This is a genomic window from Luteimonas flava, assembly GCF_036584485.1.
Lineage (GTDB): Bacteria > Pseudomonadota > Gammaproteobacteria > Xanthomonadales > Xanthomonadaceae > Luteimonas > Luteimonas flava.
Genome location: NZ_JAZHBM010000002.1, coordinates 552,530 through 573,039, shown reverse-complemented (window position 1 = coordinate 573,039; position 20,510 = coordinate 552,530). Strand labels below are relative to the sequence as shown.

The following is a 20,510-nucleotide window of genomic DNA, read 5'->3' as shown; positions in this document are numbered from 1 at the left end:
CCGCCCCAGCATCTCCCTCACGTCACACCGTCTACAGTCCGCGCCCATTCATCAAAAAGGAAGGCGGCGCAATGTCGATCATGATCTGGGCGATTGTCGGTGGTCTGGTTGGATTCGGTGCACTCGTGTTCACTGCGAACCGGGCGAAGAGTGCGAACAACCCCTGGGACGAGCGCGCCTTCAACGCGGACGGTGATGTCCTCGGACGCATCGACACCTGGGCATCCTCCAACGGCTACAAGCTGCGCAGCGATGACGGCCGCCGCCGCGTCTACCAGAAGGGCGTCAACTTCCTGACCGCGCCGATGCGCTTCGAAGTGGACCGCGATGGCGACCGCTACACCACGCGCAGCTACGTGCACGTCGACGCGCTGGTGATGCAGGGAAATCTGGCGCTCACGCACCCCGGCGTGGTCGCCAAGGTGCCGCGCTCGAATGCGCGCAAGGCGCAGAACCTGCTGTTCGCCGATCTCGGTCAGCCGCTGCTGCCCTGATCACACCGGCTGCGCGATCCGCGCGCGATCCTCCGGTGCATCCAAATCGGAGGGTCGGAGATGCCGCACCGCAGCCGTCTGTCCACGTTCGTCCTCGACTGCCAGGTCGAGGATCTCGCGCCGCACGTCGAGTTCTGGCGCCAGGCGCTCGGCAAGCCGGTCAAGCCGTTGCCACCCGAAGACGATGACGGCCGCTACGCGGTGCTGGACACCGCCGACGACGAGCCGGTGCTGATGCTGCAGAAGGTCGACCACGCGTCGCGCATCCATCTCGACATCGAGGCCGACGACGTCGACGCCGAAGTCGCACGCCTGGAGCGACTCGGCGCCGTGCGCGTCGAGCAGGTGCAGACCTGGTGGGTCATGCAGGCACCGAGCGGGCACCGCTTCTGCGTTGTGCGCCCGCAGCGCACGCCAATGGGCCCGCACCGCAACACTTGGGACTGACGCGCGGCTTCAGCCGGCGCGTGCCTGCCGGTCGAGCCACACGCCGAGACCCTGCGCGTTGATGACGATGTCGCCGCCGAGGATCTCCTGCACACGCGCATCTGCCTCTTCGATGCCGTGCGCACGCGCGCGATCGGTGTAGAGCCGCGTCAGTCCGTCGACGATCCGCTCGTGGCGATCGACATGTCCGTCCGCACCGCGCGCGATCGCGACCATCGCATCGATCTGCGTGTGCAGATCGGCGGCGAGCCGCGCGCATTCGTTGACTTCACCGTAATGCGCGATGCGGATCGAGACCGGCGATTTCGCGAGCAGCGTGTCGATCGAGGCGTGCATCTGCGCCGGATCGAACTGCACCGGGGAGGTCGTCGGCAGGGTGAAAGCGCCATTCGCGGTGTCGAGTTCGCGATACGACAGGCCGAACGTGTCGCCGGCGAACCAGCTGCGCGTCGCGGCGTCCCAGACGCTGTAGTGATGCAGTGCGTGGCCGGGCGTGTCGATGCACAGCAGCGGGCGCCCGGCGAGTTCGACGACGTGACCATCGTCGGCGATGACCACGCGGTCCTCGGCGACCGGCAGCATGCCGGCGTGGTCGCGTTCGAACATTTCATCGCCATAGACGGCTCTCGCGCCGGCGATGAGTTTCGTGGGATCGATCATGTGCGGCGCGCCGCGCGGATGCACGACGAGCGTCGCGTTCGGCAGCGCGCGGATCAGCGGACCGGCAGCGCCCGCGTGGTCGAGATGCACGTGGGTGACCATCAGCCAGTCGACCGCGTCGCGCGCCACGCCCGCCGCATCGATCGCGTCGAGGACGGTCTGCGCGCAGGTGGCGGTGCCGCAGTCGATCAGTGCCGCGCGGCCCTGCGATTGCACCAGATAGGCCGCGCACAGCCCGGGACGCACGTAGCCGGTGTCGATGATCGTGATCGCGTGATCGTGCATCGGACGTTCCCGTTGGACAGAACCGACAGTCTAGGCCGCGCGGCGCCCGCGCCCGATACGGCCTTGGTCGAAGCCGCTCAGCCGAGGCGGTGCAAGACGCGCCTACGTACTGCGAATGCAGTGCCGAGCACCGCGAGAAACACGCCGTAGCCCAGGGCCGTCGCCAGAATCTGCGCCCACATTGAGCCGTGCCCTCTGTCGGCGACCGCGTGCGCCCAGTGGATCGACATCAGGAATGCGACGACGGACGCCGCGAGGCTGACGAGATCGAACACCACGCGTCGCACGCCGCGCGGTTGGCGCGGATACACCCAGAACAGCACGCCCAGAATCAGGAACCACGGCAGGAACAGCAGCAGCGCGAGATTCTGGGCGACGGTCGGGTTCACGAGGCGGCCTTCTCGGCATCGGCGGCGGCCAGCGCATCGAACGCGGCCTGCACGGTGGCCGCATCGACGCCGTCACCGAAGGTGGCCGGTGCGTCGGCGAGCGCGAGTTCACCGCGGCGCAGGCGCGCGATGGTCTGGCCCGCATCGCGCGGCGCGTCGAAGGCCGCGCTCTGCAGCAGCACGCGCTCGCCGTCGACGAGCTTGAAATAGAACTTGCCGTCGGCTTCGCGGTACTGCTTGAACGCAGGCGGCGCCGCCCTGACGGCCCCAGGCGCATCGGACGGAATCGACGCCGCGCTGCCGAGGTTGCGCAGGCCGACCGCGTCGCGCAGCTCGCGCAGCAGCGGAATCGCGTAGCGCTCGCGCAGGCGCTGGCCGCCATCGCGCAGGATGCCCTCGATGTCACCCGGCTTCGCGATCAGGGCCTCGTAGCGTTCGCGCATCGGCGCGATCTCGCGCTCGACGACATCGAACAGCTGCTGCTTCGCATCGCCCCAGCCGATGCCGTCGGCGAATGCAGCCGAAAAGCCCGCGGTCTCGTCCGGGGTCGCGAAGGCCTGGTAGAGCTGGAACAGCGCCGAGCCGTCGGTCGACTTCGCTTCGCCCGGCATCTTCGAATCGGTGAGGATCGAGAACACCAGCTTCTTGAGCTGCGCCTGCGGCACGAACAGCGGAATGGTGTTGTCGTAGCTCTTGCTCATCTTGCGGCCGTCGAGACCCGGCAGCGTCGCCACGTTGTCGTCAATCGCCGCTTCCGGCAGGTTGAACCAGTCGCGGCCGTAGACGTGGTTGAAGCGCTGGGCGAAATCGCGCGCCATCTCGATGTGCTGGATCTGGTCACGACCCACCGGCACCCGGTCGGCGTTGAAGATCAGGATGTCGGCGGCCATCAGCACCGGGTACATGAAGAGGCCCGCTGTCACCGCGGCATCGTCGTCCTCGCCGTCGGCGCGGTTCTTGTCGACCGCCGCCTTGTAGGCGTGCGCGCGGTTGAGGATGCCCTTGCCGGCCACGCAGGTCAGCAACCACATCAGCTCGGTCGTCTCCGGCACGTCGCTCTGGCGGTAGAACCACACCTTCGACGGATCCAGTCCGGCCGCGAGCCACGTCGCCGCGATCTCCAGCGTCGAGCGCTGGGTACGCGCCGGGTCCTGCGCCTTGATCAGGCTGTGCAGGTCGGCGAGAAAATAGAAGCTCTCGGTGTTCGGCGCGCGGCTGGCGGTGATCGCCGGACGCACAGCGCCGACGTAGTTGCCGAGGTGCGGCGTGCCGGACGTGGTGATGCCGGTGAGGACGCGCTGGGGACGCTGGGACATGGGCTGCAGGCTGCGGAAAACAGGTCACCAGTCTAACCGCTGCCCGGCGTGCGACCGGCCGTAACCCCGTTGGCGGTGCGGGGCCGTTCGCCAGTACACCCCCCCGCGAGAGACCCGCCATGCACGCACCCCGCCCCGTCCGATCCATCGCCGCCTGGCTGCTGCTGGGCAGTCTGCTGGCGATGCCCGCCGCGCACGCGACCCGCGTCTGGAAGGCGCAGGAGCGTGTCCGCATCGAAGTCGTCGACCGCGACACCGGCGGCACGGCGCAGCCCGTGTCGTATCGCGGCGACAGCTGGATCGCCGGCACGCCGGGCGCGCCGTATGCGATCCGCCTGACCAACACGACCGGCGCGCGCGTGCTCGCCGTGCTGTCGGTCGACGGCGTCAACGCGATCAGCGGCGAGACCGCGGCGCCCTCGCAGACCGGCTACGTGCTCGCGCCCTGGCAGACGACCGAGATCACCGGCTGGCGCAAGTCGCACGACGATGTCGCGCGCTTCGAATTCGCTGCGCTCGGCGACAGCTACGCGGCGCGTACCGGGCGGCCGGACAACGTCGGCACGATCGGCATCGCGGTGTTCGGCGAACGCGCATCGCCGCCCGTCGCGGTGTCCCGGGCGCCCTACCCGGCACCGCCCTCGCCGCCCGCGCCCGTCGCACGCGAACGCGCGGCGTCCGCCGCCTCCGACTCGGTTGCGGCCGAATCGAACGCGTCGAACATGCGCGCCGAGCGCCAGAGCATCGGCACGGGCCATGGCGCACGCGAATGGGCGCCGGTGTCGTCGACCGCATTCGAGCGCGCCACGCGCACGCCCGTGCAGGTCACCACGCTGCGCTACGACAGCGTCGATGCGCTGGTCGCACGTGGTGTCCTGCCACGCCATCGCGCCTGGGCGCAGGCGCGTCGCCCCGAAGCGTTCCCGGGCGGCTTCGTACCGGATCCCTGAGCCTTCCGGATATTCGACGCCGCACATGCAAACGGACCGGCGCGAGCCGGTCCGTTCGTCTTTCGATGGCAGCGTGCGTCGCAACGCACGTAAAGCGGCGTCAGCTGTCGAGCGTCTTCTCGAAGTCCTTGACCTCGCGCTCGGCGCGGTTGCGCTCCCAGCCGTATTTCTCCTGCAGCTTGCCCGCAAGGTACTTGCTGTCACCGGCCGCGACATCGAACACGTCGTCGGTCAGGTCGCCCCACTTGGCCTGCGCCTTGCCCTTCACCTGGGTCCATTTGCCGGCAATGATGTCTTTGTTCATGGCGATCGATCCTGTCTTCGGGTGGATGCGGCACGGACGCATTGGCGCATGCGTGTTCCGTACTGCGACCCCACCATCGCATCGCAGCCATCAACCCCGGGTCGAGAATTCGTAAGTCGTGCCGTCACGTCGCTGAGCGGGCGCGCGTCGGTCCTGGAGTGCACGCATAAAAAAAGGCCGGCAATGCCGGCCTTTTCGTGCGATGGACTGCGTGGATCAGGGACGCGTGGTGGTGCCGCCGGTCTTGTTGGCGCTGTCTTCCACCTTCTCGCCCACCTTCTGCACGTCCTGGCCGGCACCCTTCATGGTGTTGCAGGCGGTCAGGGTGCCAACGGTGAACATGGCGAGCAGCATCAGTGCGGTCAAACGCTTCATGGGATTCTCCAGGGATTCCGGTTTCGTTGCGAACAGCTGCGGACCTCCGCAACCATGGCGCGACTATAGAAACCTGCCTCGTGAAAGCCGTGTGCACCGGTTCGCCCGCGGCACCGCGCGTTCAACGATGCGCGCGTGGCGTGAAGACGCGGGCTTTCAGTCGCGCATCAAGGTCGACTTGCCGAACAGGCTTTCGACCAGATCCACCGCCAGCTCCGCGGTCATGTTGCCTTGGTCGAGCGCGGTGTTGACCTCGACGATGTCCAGCGAGCCCAGGCGCCCGCTGTCGGCGATCATCTCCATCACCAGCTGCGCCTCGCGGTAGTTGATGCCGCCCGGCACCGGCGTGCCCGTACCGGGTGCGATGGTCGGGTCGAGCACGTCGACATCGAAGCTCACATGCAGGTGCGTGTCGTCGTCCAGGCCTTCCAGCGCTTCCTCGACCACCCGGCGCATGCCGACCTCGTCGATGTAGCGCATGTCGTAGATGTCGAGGCCGTGCTCCTTGACCAGGCGCTTCTCGTCGGGATCGACCGAACGGATGCCGATCTGGCGGAACTGTGCGACCTGCATCGACGGCGACACGCCGCCCAGACCGGTCAGCTCGTCCGGGCCGATGCCGCACAGGCAGGCCACGGGCATGCCGTGCACGTTGCCCGACGGGGTGATCTGCGAGGTGTTGAAGTCTGTATGTGCGTCCAGCCACAGCACGCGCAGCTTGCGGCCCGTCGCACGACAGTGGTTGGCGACCGCCGCGATCGAACCGATCGCCAGGCAATGGTCGCCGCCGAGCATGATCGGCATGCGCCCGCGTGCGAGCTCGGCGCTGGACGCCTCGAGCACCGCGCGGTTCCAGGCGACCACTTCGTCGAGATGGCGGTAGCCCTCGCGCGGGCCGGTCCAGGGATTCTTCGGGCCCTTGAGATCGCCGAGGTCGTCGACGTCGACGCCGCGTGCGATCAGCGCCTCGACCAGGCCTGCGACGCGCAGGCCCTCGGGGCCCATCGATGCACCGCGACGGCCGGCGCCCACATCGGTGGGCACGCCGAAGATCGACACCTGGGAATTCGTCTGCTGCATGACCTCTCCTGAGCGAATGCGCAGCCATCGCGCACAGGGCGACGGCGGTGTGGCATCGACGCCGGGGTGGCCGTGGGAAGGCGCCGGAAGGCGCGGGCGCACGCAGAACGACATCGCAACTGGTGCCGGCACCCGGATTCGAACTGGGGACCTACCGCTTACAAGGCGGTTGCTCTACCAACTGAGCTATGCCGGCATGGCATGCGGCGGGGCCGCGGCGGAATTCTAACCTGCAACCTGCTGCGCGTTGCAGTCGCGCGTTTCGACGCGGGCCGCGCCAACGCGCGCGCGCAGGGCATCGCCGGTGTCGCCGTCGGCCAGCGTCGCGTCGATCCAGTGGCGCGTGAGCGTGCTGCCGAGCGGCGCGGCATCGGCCTGGAAACCGGCGTCGCGCAGCGCCTGCGCGCGCGCGTTGGCGGCAGGCTGGCTGCCGAACCGACCCAGCGCGATGCCGTTGGCTTCGGCGCCGTCGGCGATGACGTAATAGTCGTTGAAGCCGGCGGCGAGCAGGCGCGCGACCATCGCGTCGGCCGCGGCGCGATCGGGCAACGGCGCCATCCAGACGCGCCAGCCACGCGGGGTTTCACCGACGTCGCGCGCGGCGACCGCCACGGCCACCGGCGACAGCTGCGCCAGGGCCGCGTCGCGGGTCGGCGCATCGGCGAACGGTCCCAGCGCGACGCATTGCGCGGGATCGGCCGCGCGCAGTGCGGTGTCGACGGGAAGATCCGCCTCTGCCCCGGCGGATGCCGCCGTCGCTTCGGATTCGATCGAACCGGGCGCGCCGGCTGCAGGCGCTTCCGCGCCCTCCGCTGCCGGCTCGCCGACCAGCCGCAAGGTCGATGGTCCCGTGTCGACCAGCGCGGCCGCATCGCCCGGCGCGCCGCGCACGGCCCACCACACCGCAACGCCGAAGTTGAGGATCACCAGCAGGACGACGGTCGCGCGGAGCAGCATGGCGCGATCCTACCCTTCCGGCGACGCGATGCCGGCACTCGCACGGTGCCAGCGCGCGAGTCCGTGCAGGACCAGGTCGGCGCGCCAGTGCGCGTCGGGCAGACGGCCGCGCAAGGCCTCGCCCCCGCCGCCGTGCAGCAGCAGACGCGGCCGCGCGCCGAGCCGTGTCGTCGCCTCCGACAGACTGCGCTCGACCAGGCCCAGCGCGGCGCCCTCGCAGCCGGACACCAGCGCATCGTCGGTGTCGTCGGCGAATTCCGCATACGCGCCGCCGGTCGGTGCGAGCTGGGCCACACGCCGGTGCAGGGCCTCGCGCATCAGCGTCGGCGACGGCGCGATGCGACCGCCGAGGTGGCGTCCTGCGCCATCGATCAGATCGACGGTCAACGCCGTGCCGACACCGACGACCAGCGCCGGCGCGCCGTCGGCATGCGCAGACAGCAGCGCGAGGAACCGGTCGACCCCGAAGCGCGTGGGATCGGCGTAGGCGATCGTCAGCCCGTCGAGCGTGGGCAGCGTGTGCGCCAGCTGCACCTGCGCGCCGCGGGCGGCCAGCGCATCGAGCAGGATCATCCGCAGCGCCGGCGACGCGACGCTGGCGACGATCGCGACGTCGATGCGCGCCGGCAGTTCCTCGAGCCACTCGGGATCGAACCCGCCTTCCACGTGCGCGGTGCCCTGCACCGCGCCGATGCGGCCGTCGCCGTCGAGCGGCGCGAATTTCAGCCGTGTGTTGCCCAGATCGAACAGCCAGGTATTCACGCGATGCCCTCCCTGCGCACGCTGACCTCGCCCGCGTGGAAGACGCGCAACGCGCCGTCCACGTGGACGCGCAGCGCGCCGTCGTCCTCGATGCCCGCGGCGATGCCGCGCAGCGTGCCGGTACCGGTGTGGATGTCCACCGCCGCGCCGTCGAGCGCGTCGATGCGTGCGTAGCGTTCGCGGAACGGGGCCAGCCCTTCGCGATCGAACAGCTCCAGCGCCTGCAGCCAGGCGCCGAGCACCGCGGCGGCGAGCACGTCACGCGTCGGCGGCGCGTCCGCGCAGCAGGTCGCCAGATCGGTCCACGGCTGGTCGATCGCCGCGGCCTGCGCCTCGGGCATGCGCACGTTGACGCCGATGCCCAGTACCGCCCGGACCGGGCCGGCGTGTTCGCCGCCGCCCTCGACCAGAATGCCGCCGAGCTTGCGCAGCCCGTCCGCATCGACGACGACCAGATCGTTCGGCCATTTCAGCCGCACGGCCTCGATGCCCAGCGCGCGCAGGGCCTCGACCGCGGCGACGCCCGCGACCAGGCTCAGTCCGCCGAGACGCGCGAGGCCACCGTCGAACCCGCGCTGCAGCGACAGATACAGATGTGCCGCGAGCGGCGACTGCCAGCTGCGCCCGCGACGGCCGCGGCCGCCGGTCTGGCGTTCGGCCAGCAGCACTTCAGCGTTGTCGCCCGGCATCGGCCGGCGCAGCAGTTCGGCATTCGTCGAATCGATGCTCCATGCGATGTCCAGCGATGCCAGGCGTGCGCGGTCCGCCGGACCGAGCCCATCGAGGATCGCGTCGGCGTCGAGCAAGGTGAGCGGCTGCGCGAGTGCATAGCCGACACCGGCGCGGGCGACGATCGGCACGCCGGCCTCGCGCAGCAGTTCGATGCGCTTCCACACCGCGGCCCGGGTGTGTCCCGACGCCTCGGCCAGCGCATCGCCCGACACCGGACCTTCGATCAGGCGTTGCAGCAGGGCGCGCTCGGGTGACTGCGCCACGGCGCGCGGGGAAGCTGGAGACGAAGACATCGCCCGATTATCGGCGACGCCGGCGCCGGGTGTCGCCCATTGCCGCGACGCAGCGTCGCCGCAGCGGAACGTGCGCTATGATCGGCAGGCTGTGCGTCCTGCTTCCTTCCAGGGTGATCCGATGTCCGCACGTCTGATGGTCTGCTTGCTGTTGCTGGGCGCGAGCCTGCCCGTCTTCGCGCGCGACGCGATCACGGACACGGCCGCCGACACGCCCTGCCTGCCCGCGGCCAACGCACCCCAGAGCGAGCCGTCGCCGGACACCGCCAACGTGCGCCGCGCGCCCGCTGCGGGCAGCGCCTCCAAGGTCCGCCCGGCTGTCACCGGCGGTGGGGAGACCGAAGGTCCGGTCCGCGGGCCGCGCTGGCACAGCTTCCTGCCGGGCATGTTCCGCTGACGGACCCGCCAGGCACGTGCGTTCGCTGATCCGCCGCCTGTTCGCAGGCGCGCCTCCACAGATTCCCGATGCCGACTGGTCGGCCACTGTTGACCGGCTGCCGTGGGTGCGCGCGCTCGATGCGCCGGCGCAGTCGAAGCTGCGCACGCTGGCCGCGCTGTTCCTGCAGCGCAAGACGATCACGCCGGTGGCCGGTCTCGAACTCGACGACCGCGCCCGCCTCGCGCTGGCCGCGCTGTGCTGTCTGCCGCTGCTCGCATTCGGCGAGGAAGGCCTGCACGGCTGGTCGCAGCTGATCGTCTATCCCGACGCGTTCCGCGTGAACCGCAGTCACGTCGATGCGGCGGGCGTGATGCACGAATGGGACGACGAACTGATCGGCGAGTCCTGGGACAGCGGCCCGCTGGTGCTCTCCTGGGCGGACGTCGAAGCCGACATCGCCGATCCCGATGCCGGCTTCTGCGTCGCGGTGCACGAGATGGCGCACAAGATCGACGCGCTCGACGGCCTGCTCGACGGCACACCGCCACTGCCACGCGACTGGCAGCGCGCGTGGGCGGCGGATTTCCAGCGCAGCTTCGATGCGTTCGTCGAGCGCGTGGATGCCGGCGAAGCGATGTCGATCGATCCGTACGCGGCCGAAGCACCGGAAGAATTCTTCGCGGTCTGCAGCGAGTACCACTTCAGCGCGCCGGCGCTGCTGCGTGAGGTGCTGCCGGACGTGGCCGCGCATCTGGCGCGGTTCTACGGTCCGTCACCGTTCGACGTATCGGCGTAGCCGCGCGCGCGAAAACCCGGCAGTGCGGTGTCGTCGAGTCGCGCGCAAGCGCGCTCCCACGGGCGATGCAGCGCTCAGAAGCCCGGCGGCAGGCGCACCGAGAAGCAGGCGCCGCCGAGTTCCTCGGAACGGCCCACGTGCAGCTCGCCGCGATAGCTGTGCACGATGTCCTGCACGATCGACAGACCGATGCCGTGGCCCTGCACGCGCTCGTCGCCACGCACGCCGCGCTGCAGGATCGAGGCGACCCGATCGGCCGGAATGCCCGGACCATCGTCCTCGACGATCAGTACCAGACCCGGACGGCGGTTGGGCGCGGTCTCGCCCGGCCGCACGGTCAGCAGCACGCGCGATTTCGCCCACTTGAACGCGTTCTCGAGCAGGTTGCCCAGCAGTTCCTGCAGATCGCCCTGCTCGCCGTGGAAACGCGCGCTCGGATCGATCTCGAATTCACAGACCGCGCCCTTGGCCGCGTAGATCTTCTCCAGCCCGCGCACGATCTGCTCGGCGCTGGGTTCGATCTCGATCGCAGCGGAGAACAGCTGATGGCCACTCGATGCGGCGCGCGCGAGCTGGTAGGTCACCAGATCGTTCATGCGCTGCAGCTGCGTCTCCACTTCCTCTCGCAGTTCGGCATCGCCACTGCCCGCATCCAGACGCGAACGCAGCACCGCGAGCGGCGTCTTCAGACTGTGGGCGAGATCGGACATCGTGTTGCGCTGGCGCGCGAGATGCTCGCGCTCGCTCTCGATCAGCGCATTGATGCTTTCGGTCAGCGGCTGCAGTTCGTGCGGATGCTGCACGCCCATGCGCTCGGACTGGCCGCGCTGCACGCGCACGAGTTCCTGCTCCACGCGGCGCAACGGCCACAGGCTCCAGCGCACGATCAATCCCTGCAGCAGCAGCAGGATCACGCCGGCGACGCCGAGATTCACCCACAGCGCGGCACGGAACACGCGCACCTGTCGCGGGACGATGCCGGCGTCTTCCATCACATAGATGGTGTAAGCGAACTCGGTATCGCTGCGGCCATCCGGCGACCAGACCAGACCGAGACCATAGCGATACGCCTCGCCCGGCGTGCCATCGCTGCGCACCATCGGCAATGGGCCGTCGAATTTTTCTTCCCGCGCCGAGAGCATTGTCGCCTCTGGCAGCTGGGGCCCTGATGCTGACTGCGAGGTCCAAGTCTCTCCAGACGGTAATACGACTTCCGCGTAGAGCCCGCTACCGGGACGCAGGAAACGATCGTCCGGTGGCGATTCGGAAGGATAGATGTCGCCGCCACGCAGGAACTCGATGTCGCCTGCATACGCGTAGACGTAATTGCGCAGACGTTCGCGCTGGCCTTCGCTGGCGACGTCGATGAAGGCGCGATCGAGCGCGTAGCCCGCGAGCGCCAGAAACGCGAGCAGGCCGATACTCGCGGCCAGCAGCTGGCGCGCCCGCAACGATCGCGGACGCAGACGGGCAGTGAGTCGGGTATCAGCCATCGATCAAACCGGACACGCAGTCCGTCGGCGCTGCGGCACGACGGACAGGCGCAGCGCCAGCGCGGAAATCCGCGGCCGGCGTCGCCAACTCATCCCTCGCCGTTGCGGGGGATTGCGAAGCGGTAACCACGTCCGCGGACGGTCTCGATCGGCTTCAGTGCGCCTTCCGGATCGAGCTTCTTGCGCAGGCGGCCGATGAAGACCTCCAGCACGTTCGAATCGCGGTCGAAGTCCTGCTGGTAGATGTGCTCGGTCAGATCGGCCTTCGAGACCAGTTCGCCGGCGTGCATCATCAGGTACTCGAGCACCTTGTACTCGTAGCTGGTCAGATCGACGTTCTTGCCGTCGACGCTGACGGTCTGCGCGGCGAGGTCGAGCGTGACCGTGCCGCACTCGAGCGTCGGCTTGCTCCAGCCCGCGGCGCGGCGGACCAGCGCGTTGATGCGCGCGAGCAGCTCTTCGACGTGGAACGGCTTGACCAGATAGTCGTCGGCGCCCTGCTTGAGGCCGTCGACCTTGTCCTGCCAGCTCGAACGCGCGGTCAGGATCAGCACCGGGAACTGCTTGCCTTCTTCGCGCAGGGCCTTGATCAGCTCCATGCCCGACATCTTCGGCAGACCCAGATCGATGATGCCGACGTCGAACGGCACTTCGCGCCCCATGTACAGGCCTTCTTCGCCATCCTGTGCAGCATCGACGGCGAAGCCTTCGCGCTTCAGGCGCGCGGCGAGGGTCTCACGCAGGGGAGCTTCGTCTTCGACGAGCAGGATTCGCATGGGTCAACTCCGGTCTGACGGCCGGCCCGGCCGTGAATGGGGGCGAGGATGCAGGATCAATCGTCGTCGCCGCGTGCACGGGATGCCCGGGCGCGCTGACCGGGGTCGTCGACGTAGATGCGCACCCGGCCGCTGTCGTCCATCACCTTGACGCGGTTGAGGTCGCGACCGTCGGAGTGCATCTGCTCGATGCTGAGCACACGGCCGCGGGTGTTGCGCTCGATCCGGCGCACCGACTCGGTCATCGAATCCTGGGCACGCTGGCGACCGTTCTCCGGCCGCTGCACCGACGCCCGCATGTCGGGCCCGCGGGCAGCAGGCCCCTGCGGCGGCGGATCCTGCGCGGCCACGACCGATGCCGCCGCGCAGAGCAGCAGGGCGATCGGGGCGCAGATCAGACGGCGGAACGACGGGACGGGCACAGCCACTCCTGGCGGAAACGGGCGATCGAGTAGACGTTGGATGGTCGGGCCGAGGCGGTGAATCCGTCCTTAACTTTTCGTTGACAACGCTGTATCGGTTCAGCTTCGACCGCGCCGCCACGCCATTCGCGTGATGCGGCGTGGCAAATCCATCTAGGCCGCGTGGCGCGCCGCCGATGCCTCGGTCGCCGCCAGCGCCTGTTCCACCAGCGACCAGTCGGCGCCGAGCAGGTGCGCACCCTCGCTGAGCACCTGCCGGTACAGGCGACCACCGGGCTGACCGTGGAACAGGCCGAGCACATGGCGGACGATGTGCTTGAGCGAGATGCCCTCGGCCATGCGCGCCTCGACGTAGGGCCGCAGCGCGCGCAACAGCTCGGCGCGGGGACGCAGCGCTGCGCCCGACAGCGCCGCGTCGAGCGTGTGCAACAGGTAGGGATCGTGATACGCCGCGCGCCCCAGCATCACGCCATCGACGTGCGCCAGCTGCTCCAGCGCGAGTGCCTGCGTGGCGATGCCGCCGTTAAGCACCACCGGCAGCGACGGCCGCTCGCGCCTGAGCCGGTGCGCCCAGTCGTAGCGCAATGGCGGGATGTCTCGGTTTTCCTTCGGTGACAGGCCGTTGAGCCAGGCGTTGCGCGCATGCACGACGATCATCGACGCGCCCGCGGCCACCGCGCCGTCGACGAAACGCGCGAACGCGTCGTAATCGTCGTCGTCGTCCACGCCGAGCCGGCATTTCACCGTCACCGGCACGTCGCCGGCCTGCGCCATCGCCGCGACACAGTCCGCGACCAGCGCCGGCTCGCGCATCAGGCAGGCGCCGAAGCGCCCGGCCTGCACGCGATCGGACGGGCAACCGCAGTTGAGATTGATCTCGTCGAAGCCGTGCTCGGCGGCGATGCGCGCAGCCTGCGCGAGCGCGTCGGGCTCGCTGCCGCCGAGCTGCAGCGCCAGCGGCGACTGCAGTGGCGTCTTCGCCAGCAGCCGCGCGCGATCGCCGTGGATCACCGCCTTGGCGTGGACCATTTCCGTGTACAGCCGCACGCCTGGCGCCAGCAGCCGGTGGAACTCGCGGCAGTGCGCGTCGGTCCAGTCCATCATCGGTGCGACGGACAGGCGCAGCGACGCCGCATAGGCATCGGCATGCGCGTCGTAGGACGGAGGCGTGGATCCGGTCATGGGTCTGCGGGGCAAAAAAGGCGCGCGTGGCGCGGGTCGCGTCGGGGCCGGCGGGGCGTGGGCGGCCCGCCACGACGGGGCGTCAGGATACACGCCGCACCGCGGCTTCATGCCGCAGCCGGCGCCCGCCGGTCATCCTGTGGCGCCCTACCGGTGTGCGCAGGAAGCCGTCGATGGTGTTTCTCCAGGTCTCCGCATTGCTGCTGCTGGCGTGGTGCTTCGGCGCGGTCCAGCTGTCGCAACGTGTCCGTGGATTGCACAGCGCGCCGATGTGGTTGGCAGTCGCCTGGGCACTGGGCGTCGTGGCGTGCATCGGTCTCGGCGCGTCCGGCCTGCTGCGCCATGGCGACTGGCAGTCGCTGTCGACGGGCCAGGCGCTGCACCGGCTGTTCGGCGAAGGCAACCTGGCGATGCGCCGTTCGGAATGGGCCGCGCTGAACCGCGCGGCAGGCGTCTATCTCAATCTCGATGTCGTCTGGACCCTGCTCGCACTGTGCGTCGCGCAGTTCCACTCGGCGATGTTCTGGGCCGGCGTCGCCGAGCGGCGGCGCCATGCGCGGGCGTTGCGACGGCGCGCGGCCTGAGCGTCCTTACTCGGCGACGCGGGCCGCCTGACGCGGTGCGACCGACACCGGCACCACCTGCAGTTCGGCCTGCGCGCCATCGAGCAGCGGCGCGGCCTCGATCTGGCTGCCGTCCACCGGCACGGCGCCATGCGGACTCGACTGGCTGACGATGCGCACCAGCTCGGTCGACCCGTCCGGCCACACCACCCGGAAGGTATTGCCGGGCGGCAGCGCCAGGAACGGCGTGGCGCTCTGCGCGCGATACAGCGCGGCGATCTGCGCGGCGCCGAGCTGGCGCTGTTCGAGCGGCGCGGCGGTCGTGGTCTGCGCGACCTGGGTCAGGCGCCGGTAGTTCTCGCCGACCGCGTCGACGACGACACCGGCGACGGCCACCGAGTAGCCGACGAACAGCGTCGCCCAGAGCCAGAAGCGGAGCTTGCGGGGGAGCATGCGTTTCATCGTGTCACCATTCCGAGCAGTTGGCGGGACGCGGGGGCGTCCTCGACCAGGGTCTTCTTCATTCGATCGAGTTCTTCCGCGCCCTGGCGCGGCACCGCCGCGTCACGCACGAAAGCGGAAAAATCCTGTCGCGCATCGCGTGCGCAGACGCCGCCGTTGGCGCAGTACTCGGTCATCAGCGCGCCACTGGCGCTGCAGTCCAGACCGAGATCGCACGCGGCCAGTTGCCAGGCCAGTTCATGGACCTGGGTGCCGGCGACCGTATCGGCGAGCGCCACGTCGCCGCTCGCCGCGACGCCCATCGCCGGCGACAGCGCGACGAAGGCGTCCGGATCACGCGAGGCCTGCACGCGCTCGACGAGCCCTCGCCGGTAGTCCATGTCGTCCTGCAGGGGCGCGCCCATCGCCAGCAGCGCGGCTTCGGCGGCGAGGCTGCCGGCCTCGGCCGCATCCTGTCGGCGCTCGACCAGTTGCACGAACGTCGGCGCATCGCCGGGCACGAAACGTCCGCAGCGCGTGCCGATGCGGCCCCGGGCCGCGCCGAGCGCGCGCGCCGCGTCGAGCTGCAGACCGTCGATGAGCGCGCTGTCGCGGGCGAAGCCGGCCGGATCGCGCGCATAACTCGCGCAGTATTCGTCGACGCGGCTGAGGACCCAGCGCGCGTCGGGATCGCCGGCATCGGCCAGCGGCTGCAGGTCCTGGCGGAACGCGAACAGATCCTCGGCCTGCTCGAACGCGCGCTGCAAGGGGCGCACGGCGGCAGTGGACCACGCGCTGCCGAGGCCTGGAGCGGGCAACGTCGCCACATCCGGCGCGAACGCATCGACGACGCCAGGCGTGTCCACGCCGGCAGTCCATGTCGCACCGGCGTCGCCGACGTCCGCGCGGGGCACAGCCGGGCGCCACATCGCCACGGCGGCGACGAGAGCTCCCAACAGCGCGATGGCGGCGAACACTCGGACGGTCACGTCGGATCCTGCGGCATCCGGCCACGCGATCGGTGGGCCGGCAGGCGCCGTCGCGGTGGCGATGGCGCGTTCTGAAGCGCGGATTCTAGCCGACCGCGGCGGCCGCCAGTGCCGTCCTCCCGCGCCGGGCCCGGACTGTGCGCGCCTGCGCGGCAGCCGCGCGACGGTGCGCACATCCTGCCCGGCCCGCGCCGGCCGCAGGCGACGCGCCACGCCGTTCGCCCCTTTACGCGCCCCGACCGGGGCACCAAGATGCCCGGCCCCACCGCCCCACCCGGACCACCCGATGCCTTTCCTCGAACTGAGCCTGCGCTGCACCGAAGCCGAGCAGCCGCGCTACGCCCATGCCCTCGAGGACGTCGGCGCGCTGGCGGTGACGATGATCGATGCCGATGCCGACACCACGGACGAACAGGCGATCCTCGAACCCGGCGTCGGCGAGACTCCGCTGTGGCACGCGATCGTGCTGACGGCACTGTTCGAGGACGACACCGACGCGCTGCTGGTGCTGTCCGCGCTGGAAGCCTTCGACGCCGGGCTCGACTGGAGCCGCGCGAGCTTCCGCAAGGTCGAGGACCAGGACTGGGAACGCGCATGGATGGACCAGTACGCGCCGCTGCAGTTCGGCGCGCGCACCTGGATCGTGCCGTGGAACGCCGAGCTGCCCGAGGCCGCCGGCGACGACGCGGTGGTGATCCGGCTCGATCCGGGCCTGGCGTTCGGGTCCGGCACGCATCCGACCACATCGCTGTGCCTGCAGTGGCTGGATGCACTGTCGGCCGAAGGCGTGCTCACCGGTGCCGAGGTCCTCGATTACGGCTGCGGCAGCGGCATTCTCGCGCTGGCCGCGCTCAAGCTCGGCGCCGCGCGTGCGGTCGGCATCGACAACGATCCGCAGGCACTGATCGCCTCGCGCGACAACGCGGACCGCAACGACGTCGGCGCCGCGCTCGACGTGTTCCTGCCGGCCGAAGCGCCGCCGGGCACGTATCCGGTCGTCGTCGCCAACATCCTCGCGACCGCGCTCGACGCATTGGCCGACACGCTGGCCGAGCGCGTGGCGATCGGCGGGCGCATCGCGCTGTCGGGCATTCTCGACGGTCAGGAGGAAGAGCTGCTGCGTCGCTACCGGCCGTGGTTCGAGCAGTTGGCAGTGACCCGCGAAGGCGACTGGGTGCGCATCGACGGCGTCCGCAAGCAGGCCTGAGGCGCGGCATCCGCCGACGCGGCGGCGTGATTCAATAGCCGCATGTTCATCAACTGCAAGCACTGCGGTTCGCTGGTCGCCACCGACCCCGCGACCGACCAGCCGCCGGAACGCTGCCCGCGTTGCCGCGGTGTGCTGCGCAGTGCTTCGCCGCCGATGTCGGTGGCCTCGCTGCTGAAGACGCCGACGCAGGTCGCGGCGGCGGCGGATGCGGCTCCGGACATACTTCCCGCCGCAGCGCCGCCCACACCCGAAACCGGCACGCCGGCAGCGCAGCCGGCACCGCGCGAAACGCCTGCGTCGCCTGTGGTGCAGGACGACGGCATCGCACCGCCCACGTCTGTGGACGGACCTGTCGACGTCATCGACGCCGCCGCTCCGGACGTGACCGGAACCGCGCCCGACGTTCCGCCCGCGGCTGCACACGTGCCGCTCCCGGCGCGTGCACCCAGACCCGCTGTCACGCGCGCATCCCCGAGCTTCGCGCGGCGCGGTGCGCCGGGTCCGCTGGATGCGCGCATGCGTCGCCAGCATCGCGTCCTCTACGGCGCCGTCGTCGCGCTGACGCTGCTGCTCGGTCTGCAGGTGCTGCTCGCCGATCGCGCACGGCTCGCATCCGATCCGGGTTGGCGCCCGACACTCGTACGGCTGTGCGGCGTGTTGCGTTGCAGTCTGCCGCCGTGGCGCGAGCCCGCCGCGCTGACCGTGCTCGCGCGTGACGTGCGGCCCGATGGCACGGGCGCAGGACAGCTGCTCGCCACCGCGACCTTCCGCAACGACGCGCGCTGGGCGCAGGCCTGGCCGCGGTTGCGGCTGACGCTGTCGGACATCGACGGACGCGCGGTTGGCACCCGCGTGTTCACCGCGCAGGAGTATCTGCAAGGGCCAGCGGCGCAGCCGACACTCGCCGCCGGTGACAGCGCCGAAGCCCGTCTGCAGCTCGTCGAACCGGACGCGCGCGCGGTCTCCTTCGCCTTCGATTTTCTCTGAAACACGCTGGCAGCTGCCATGGGGCCGCGCTAGACTGGCCTGCCGCTCCGCCGTCCGCACAGCCGTCGTCCTCGACTTCCGGCCGCGACAGCGACGCCGCCATTCCGAGACTCGACTTGAACGCAGACCGCACCGACAGCAGCACGCGCGAAGCACCGCGCACGCCCCTGCGCGAACACGTCGCGACGTCGATCCAGCGCTATCTCGGCGATCTCAACGGCAACGACACCGACAATCTCTACGAGGTCGCGCTGCGCGAACTCGAGATTCCGCTGTTCGTGGAAGTCCTGAATTTCTGCGACGGCAACCAGAGCCGCGCCTCGGCGATGCTGGGCATCCACCGCGCCACGCTGCGCAAGAAATTGCGCGAGTACGGGCTGGCCTGAGGACCGGCTCGAAGCCCGTCGCGCGCAGCCGGATGGTGCGTGGTGGTGTGCAGGGCGCGCGGCGTTCGAGCAGGACGTGCGCATTGTGTCGACCATCCATGGCGTGGACGCTTCGGGCCAGCGGCAAGCGCAGCAGAGCGTAGAACCGGTTCGGAGCCGCCGACGCACGGCCGTTATAATTCCCGGCCCCCTCGCCCGCAGTCGACTTCCATGACCGTCCCCGTTCCGTCCGGCGCGCCCACCGCGATCCGCCGCGCCCTGCTGTCCGTGTCCGACAAGACCGGCCTGCTCGATCTGGCCCGCGCGCTCGCCGCGCGCAACGTCGAACTGCTGTCGACCGGCGGCACCGCGAAGGCGATACGCGACGCCGGCCTGCCGGTGCGCGACGTCAGCGACGTGACCGGCTTCCCCGAGATCATGGATGGCCGGGTCAAGACCCTGCACCCGAAGGTGCACGGCGGTCTGCTCGGGCGCCGCGGCACCGACGATGCGGTGATGGCCGAACACGGCATCGACGCGATCGACCTGCTGGTGCTCAACCTCTATCCGTTCGAGCGCGTGGCCTACGCGCCCGACGCGAAGTTCGACGACATCGTCGAGAACATCGACATCGGCGGCCCGGCGATGTTGCGCGCGGCGGCGAAGAACTTCGCGCATGTCGCGGTCGCCACCGATCCGACGCAGTACGACGCGCTGCTGGCCGAACTCGACGCCAACGACGGTGCGCTGTCGGCGCAGACGCGCTTCGCACTGTCGGTCGCGGCGTTCAACCGCGTCGCGCAATACGACGCGCGCATCAGCGACGTACTGTCGTCGATCGCAGAACCCTCCGATGCCGGCGCCGCGCAGCGCGCACCGTTCGGCGGCCAGAGCAACGGCAACTTCGTCAAGGTCATGGACCTGCGGTACGGCGAGAATCCGCACCAGCAGGCGGCGTTCTACCGCGACCTGCATCCAGCGCCCGGCACGCTCGCGACGTTCCAGCAGCTGCAAGGCAAAGAGCTTTCGTACAACAACATCGCCGACGCGGATTCCGCCTGGGAATGCGTCCGCCAGTTCGATGCGCCGGCCTGCGTGATCGTCAAGCACGCCAATCCCTGCGGCGTGGCCGTCGGCGCGGCCTGCGGCGATGCCTACGAACTCGCCTACGCGACCGATCCGACCTCGGCGTTCGGCGGCATCATCGCCTTCAACCGCACGCTCGATGCGGCGACGGCGAAGGTGATCCTCGACCGCCAGTTCGTCGAGGTGCTGATCGCGCCCGACTACGAGCCCGGCGCGCTCGACTATGCGACGAAGAAGGCGAACGTGCGCGTGCTGCGCATTCCGCACGGAGAGGGTCGCAACACCGTCGACGTCAAGCGCGTGGGCTCGGGCCTGCTGATGCAGAGCGCCGATCTGCGCGACGTGACCGTGGACGAGCTCAAGGTCGTGACGAAGATCGCGCCGACCGACGCCCAGCTGCGCGACCTGCTGTTCGCCTGGCAGGTGGCGAAGTTCGTGAAGTCGAACGCGATCGTCTACGCGAAGGACCACCGCACGATCGGCGTCGGCGCCGGCCAGATGAGCCGCGTGTATTCGGCGCGCATCGCCGGCATCAAGGCGGGCGATGCGGGCCTGGTCGTGCCCGGTTCGGTGATGGCATCCGATGCGTTCTTCCCGTTCCGCGACGGCATCGATGCCGCGGCGGAAGCCGGCATCCAGGCAGTGATCCAGCCCGGTGGTTCGATGCGCGACGGCGAGGTGATCGCCGCCGCCGACGCACACGGCATCGCGATGGTGTTCACCGGCGTGCGTCACTTCCGCCACTGATCGCCGCGCATCGCGGATGCACGCCGGCGT

25 protein-coding genes and 1 tRNA gene are annotated in these 20,510 nt (G+C 69.9%); 10 read left to right on the top strand and 16 right to left on the bottom strand.

Annotated features, from left to right (window positions below; all coding sequences use genetic code 11):
• The first annotated feature begins 71 nt into the window (after window positions 1-71).
• Window positions 72-494: a hypothetical protein gene (locus V3391_RS09670; RefSeq protein ID WP_332078204.1), complete on the top strand. Its 423-nt coding sequence runs from the start codon at window positions 72-74 to the stop codon at window positions 492-494.
• Window positions 495-554: 60 nt separating this feature from the next.
• On the top strand, window positions 555-941 hold the full coding sequence (locus V3391_RS09665) for a VOC family protein (protein ID WP_332078202.1): 387 nt from the start codon (window positions 555-557) through the stop codon (window positions 939-941).
• A 9-nt stretch (window positions 942-950) separates the two neighbouring features.
• Here V3391_RS09665 and V3391_RS09660 read toward each other — a convergent pair whose 3' ends face one another.
• The 3 genes from V3391_RS09660 to V3391_RS09650 form a co-directional block, all read right to left on the bottom strand.
• Entirely contained in the window at window positions 951-1,886 is a 936-nt protein-coding gene (locus V3391_RS09660) for an MBL fold metallo-hydrolase (RefSeq protein ID WP_332078201.1), read from the bottom strand.
• A gap of 77 nt (window positions 1,887-1,963) precedes the next feature.
• The gene (locus V3391_RS09655; RefSeq protein WP_332078200.1) at window positions 1,964-2,275 is read right to left on the bottom strand and encodes a hypothetical protein; all 312 of its coding nucleotides are present in this window, start codon (window positions 2,273-2,275) and stop codon (window positions 1,964-1,966) included.
• On the bottom strand, window positions 2,272-3,591 hold the full coding sequence (locus V3391_RS09650; RefSeq protein WP_332078198.1) for a tryptophan--tRNA ligase: 1,320 nt from the start codon (window positions 3,589-3,591) through the stop codon (window positions 2,272-2,274). Before V3391_RS09650 ends, V3391_RS09655 begins: the two co-directional genes overlap by 4 nt.
• A 119-nt stretch (window positions 3,592-3,710) precedes the next feature.
• Here V3391_RS09650 and V3391_RS09645 point away from each other — a divergent pair, with 119 nt between their 5' ends.
• Entirely contained in the window at window positions 3,711-4,541 is an 831-nt protein-coding gene (locus V3391_RS09645; protein ID WP_332078197.1) for a hypothetical protein, read from the top strand.
• Between the two features lie 100 nt (window positions 4,542-4,641).
• Here the strand turns inward: V3391_RS09645 and V3391_RS09640 are convergent, their stop codons facing one another.
• The 7 genes from V3391_RS09640 to birA all read right to left on the bottom strand — a co-directional run bounded on the left by V3391_RS09640 (window position 4,642) and on the right by birA (window position 9,044).
• Window positions 4,642-4,845 (bottom strand): CsbD family protein, encoded by a 204-nt coding sequence (locus tag V3391_RS09640; protein WP_332078195.1) that lies wholly within the window; start codon window positions 4,843-4,845, stop codon window positions 4,642-4,644.
• Between the two features lie 216 nt (window positions 4,846-5,061).
• Window positions 5,062-5,220 (bottom strand): entericidin A/B family lipoprotein, encoded by a 159-nt coding sequence (locus tag V3391_RS09635; RefSeq protein ID WP_232115549.1) that lies wholly within the window; start codon window positions 5,218-5,220, stop codon window positions 5,062-5,064.
• Between the two features lie 156 nt (window positions 5,221-5,376).
• Window positions 5,377-6,300, bottom strand: a complete 924-nt coding sequence (rocF, locus tag V3391_RS09630; RefSeq protein ID WP_332078194.1) for an arginase — start codon at window positions 6,298-6,300, stop codon at window positions 5,377-5,379.
• 120 nt (window positions 6,301-6,420) lie between these two features.
• Window positions 6,421-6,496 (bottom strand) — tRNA-Thr (locus tag V3391_RS09625).
• Between the two features lie 29 nt (window positions 6,497-6,525).
• Window positions 6,526-7,257 carry an SPOR domain-containing protein gene (locus tag V3391_RS09620; protein ID WP_332078193.1) on the bottom strand — a complete coding sequence of 244 codons (732 nt, stop codon included), beginning with the start codon at window positions 7,255-7,257 and terminating at the stop codon, window positions 6,526-6,528.
• A gap of 9 nt (window positions 7,258-7,266) precedes the next feature.
• Complete coding sequence (locus V3391_RS09615) at window positions 7,267-8,019, bottom strand: type III pantothenate kinase (protein ID WP_332078192.1); 753 nt, start codon at window positions 8,017-8,019, stop codon at window positions 7,267-7,269.
• On the bottom strand, window positions 8,016-9,044 hold the full coding sequence (gene birA, locus V3391_RS09610; protein WP_332078191.1) for a bifunctional biotin--[acetyl-CoA-carboxylase] ligase/biotin operon repressor BirA: 1,029 nt from the start codon (window positions 9,042-9,044) through the stop codon (window positions 8,016-8,018). The genes V3391_RS09615 and birA overlap by 4 nt, the downstream gene beginning before the upstream one ends.
• Window positions 9,045-9,165: 121 nt before the next feature.
• Here birA and V3391_RS09605 point away from each other — a divergent pair, with 121 nt between their 5' ends.
• On the top strand, window positions 9,166-9,441 hold the full coding sequence (locus V3391_RS09605; RefSeq protein ID WP_332078190.1) for a hypothetical protein: 276 nt from the start codon (window positions 9,166-9,168) through the stop codon (window positions 9,439-9,441).
• Window positions 9,442-9,466: 25 nt separating this feature from the next.
• Window positions 9,467-10,219 carry a M90 family metallopeptidase gene (locus tag V3391_RS09600; RefSeq protein WP_425497247.1) on the top strand — a complete coding sequence of 251 codons (753 nt, stop codon included), beginning with the start codon at window positions 9,467-9,469 and terminating at the stop codon, window positions 10,217-10,219.
• A gap of 74 nt (window positions 10,220-10,293) precedes the next feature.
• Here the strand turns inward: V3391_RS09600 and V3391_RS09595 are convergent, their stop codons facing one another.
• From V3391_RS09595 to dusA, 4 genes are all read right to left on the bottom strand, one after another.
• Window positions 10,294-11,712 (bottom strand): ATP-binding protein, encoded by a 1,419-nt coding sequence (locus tag V3391_RS09595; RefSeq protein ID WP_332078189.1) that lies wholly within the window; start codon window positions 11,710-11,712, stop codon window positions 10,294-10,296.
• An 89-nt stretch (window positions 11,713-11,801) separates the two neighbouring features.
• The gene (locus tag V3391_RS09590; RefSeq protein ID WP_232138017.1) at window positions 11,802-12,488 is read right to left on the bottom strand and encodes a response regulator transcription factor; all 687 of its coding nucleotides are present in this window, start codon (window positions 12,486-12,488) and stop codon (window positions 11,802-11,804) included.
• A 56-nt stretch (window positions 12,489-12,544) separates the two neighbouring features.
• Window positions 12,545-12,910 (bottom strand): hypothetical protein, encoded by a 366-nt coding sequence (locus tag V3391_RS09585; RefSeq protein WP_332078188.1) that lies wholly within the window; start codon window positions 12,908-12,910, stop codon window positions 12,545-12,547.
• Window positions 12,911-13,063: 153 nt separating this feature from the next.
• Window positions 13,064-14,092: a tRNA dihydrouridine(20/20a) synthase DusA gene (dusA, locus tag V3391_RS09580; protein WP_332078187.1), complete on the bottom strand. Its 1,029-nt coding sequence runs from the start codon at window positions 14,090-14,092 to the stop codon at window positions 13,064-13,066.
• A gap of 173 nt (window positions 14,093-14,265) precedes the next feature.
• On the opposite strand from dusA, the gene V3391_RS09575 reads away from it, so the two are divergent.
• Window positions 14,266-14,676, top strand: coding sequence for a hypothetical protein (locus tag V3391_RS09575; RefSeq protein WP_332078186.1), 411 nt, complete (start codon window positions 14,266-14,268; stop codon window positions 14,674-14,676).
• 6 nt (window positions 14,677-14,682) lie between these two features.
• Here the strand turns inward: V3391_RS09575 and V3391_RS09570 are convergent, their stop codons facing one another.
• On the bottom strand, window positions 14,683-15,117 hold the full coding sequence (locus tag V3391_RS09570; RefSeq protein ID WP_425497234.1) for a hypothetical protein: 435 nt from the start codon (window positions 15,115-15,117) through the stop codon (window positions 14,683-14,685).
• Window positions 15,114-16,085, bottom strand: a complete 972-nt coding sequence (locus V3391_RS09565; RefSeq protein WP_332078185.1) for a hypothetical protein — start codon at window positions 16,083-16,085, stop codon at window positions 15,114-15,116. Before V3391_RS09565 ends, V3391_RS09570 begins: the two co-directional genes overlap by 4 nt.
• A 286-nt stretch (window positions 16,086-16,371) precedes the next feature.
• Here V3391_RS09565 and prmA point away from each other — a divergent pair, with 286 nt between their 5' ends.
• The 4 genes from prmA (at window position 16,372) to purH (ending at window position 20,480) form a co-directional block, all read left to right on the top strand.
• Window positions 16,372-17,292, top strand: coding sequence for a 50S ribosomal protein L11 methyltransferase (gene prmA / locus V3391_RS09560; protein ID WP_332078184.1), 921 nt, complete (start codon window positions 16,372-16,374; stop codon window positions 17,290-17,292).
• Window positions 17,293-17,334: 42 nt separating this feature from the next.
• Window positions 17,335-18,282: a DUF3426 domain-containing protein gene (locus V3391_RS09555; RefSeq protein ID WP_332078183.1), complete on the top strand. Its 948-nt coding sequence runs from the start codon at window positions 17,335-17,337 to the stop codon at window positions 18,280-18,282.
• A gap of 116 nt (window positions 18,283-18,398) precedes the next feature.
• Window positions 18,399-18,668, top strand: coding sequence for a DNA-binding transcriptional regulator Fis (fis, locus tag V3391_RS09550; RefSeq protein WP_232150486.1), 270 nt, complete (start codon window positions 18,399-18,401; stop codon window positions 18,666-18,668).
• Window positions 18,669-18,878: 210 nt separating this feature from the next.
• Complete coding sequence (gene purH / locus V3391_RS09545; protein ID WP_332078182.1) at window positions 18,879-20,480, top strand: bifunctional phosphoribosylaminoimidazolecarboxamide formyltransferase/IMP cyclohydrolase; 1,602 nt, start codon at window positions 18,879-18,881, stop codon at window positions 20,478-20,480.
• Window positions 20,481-20,510: the final 30 nt, after the last annotated feature.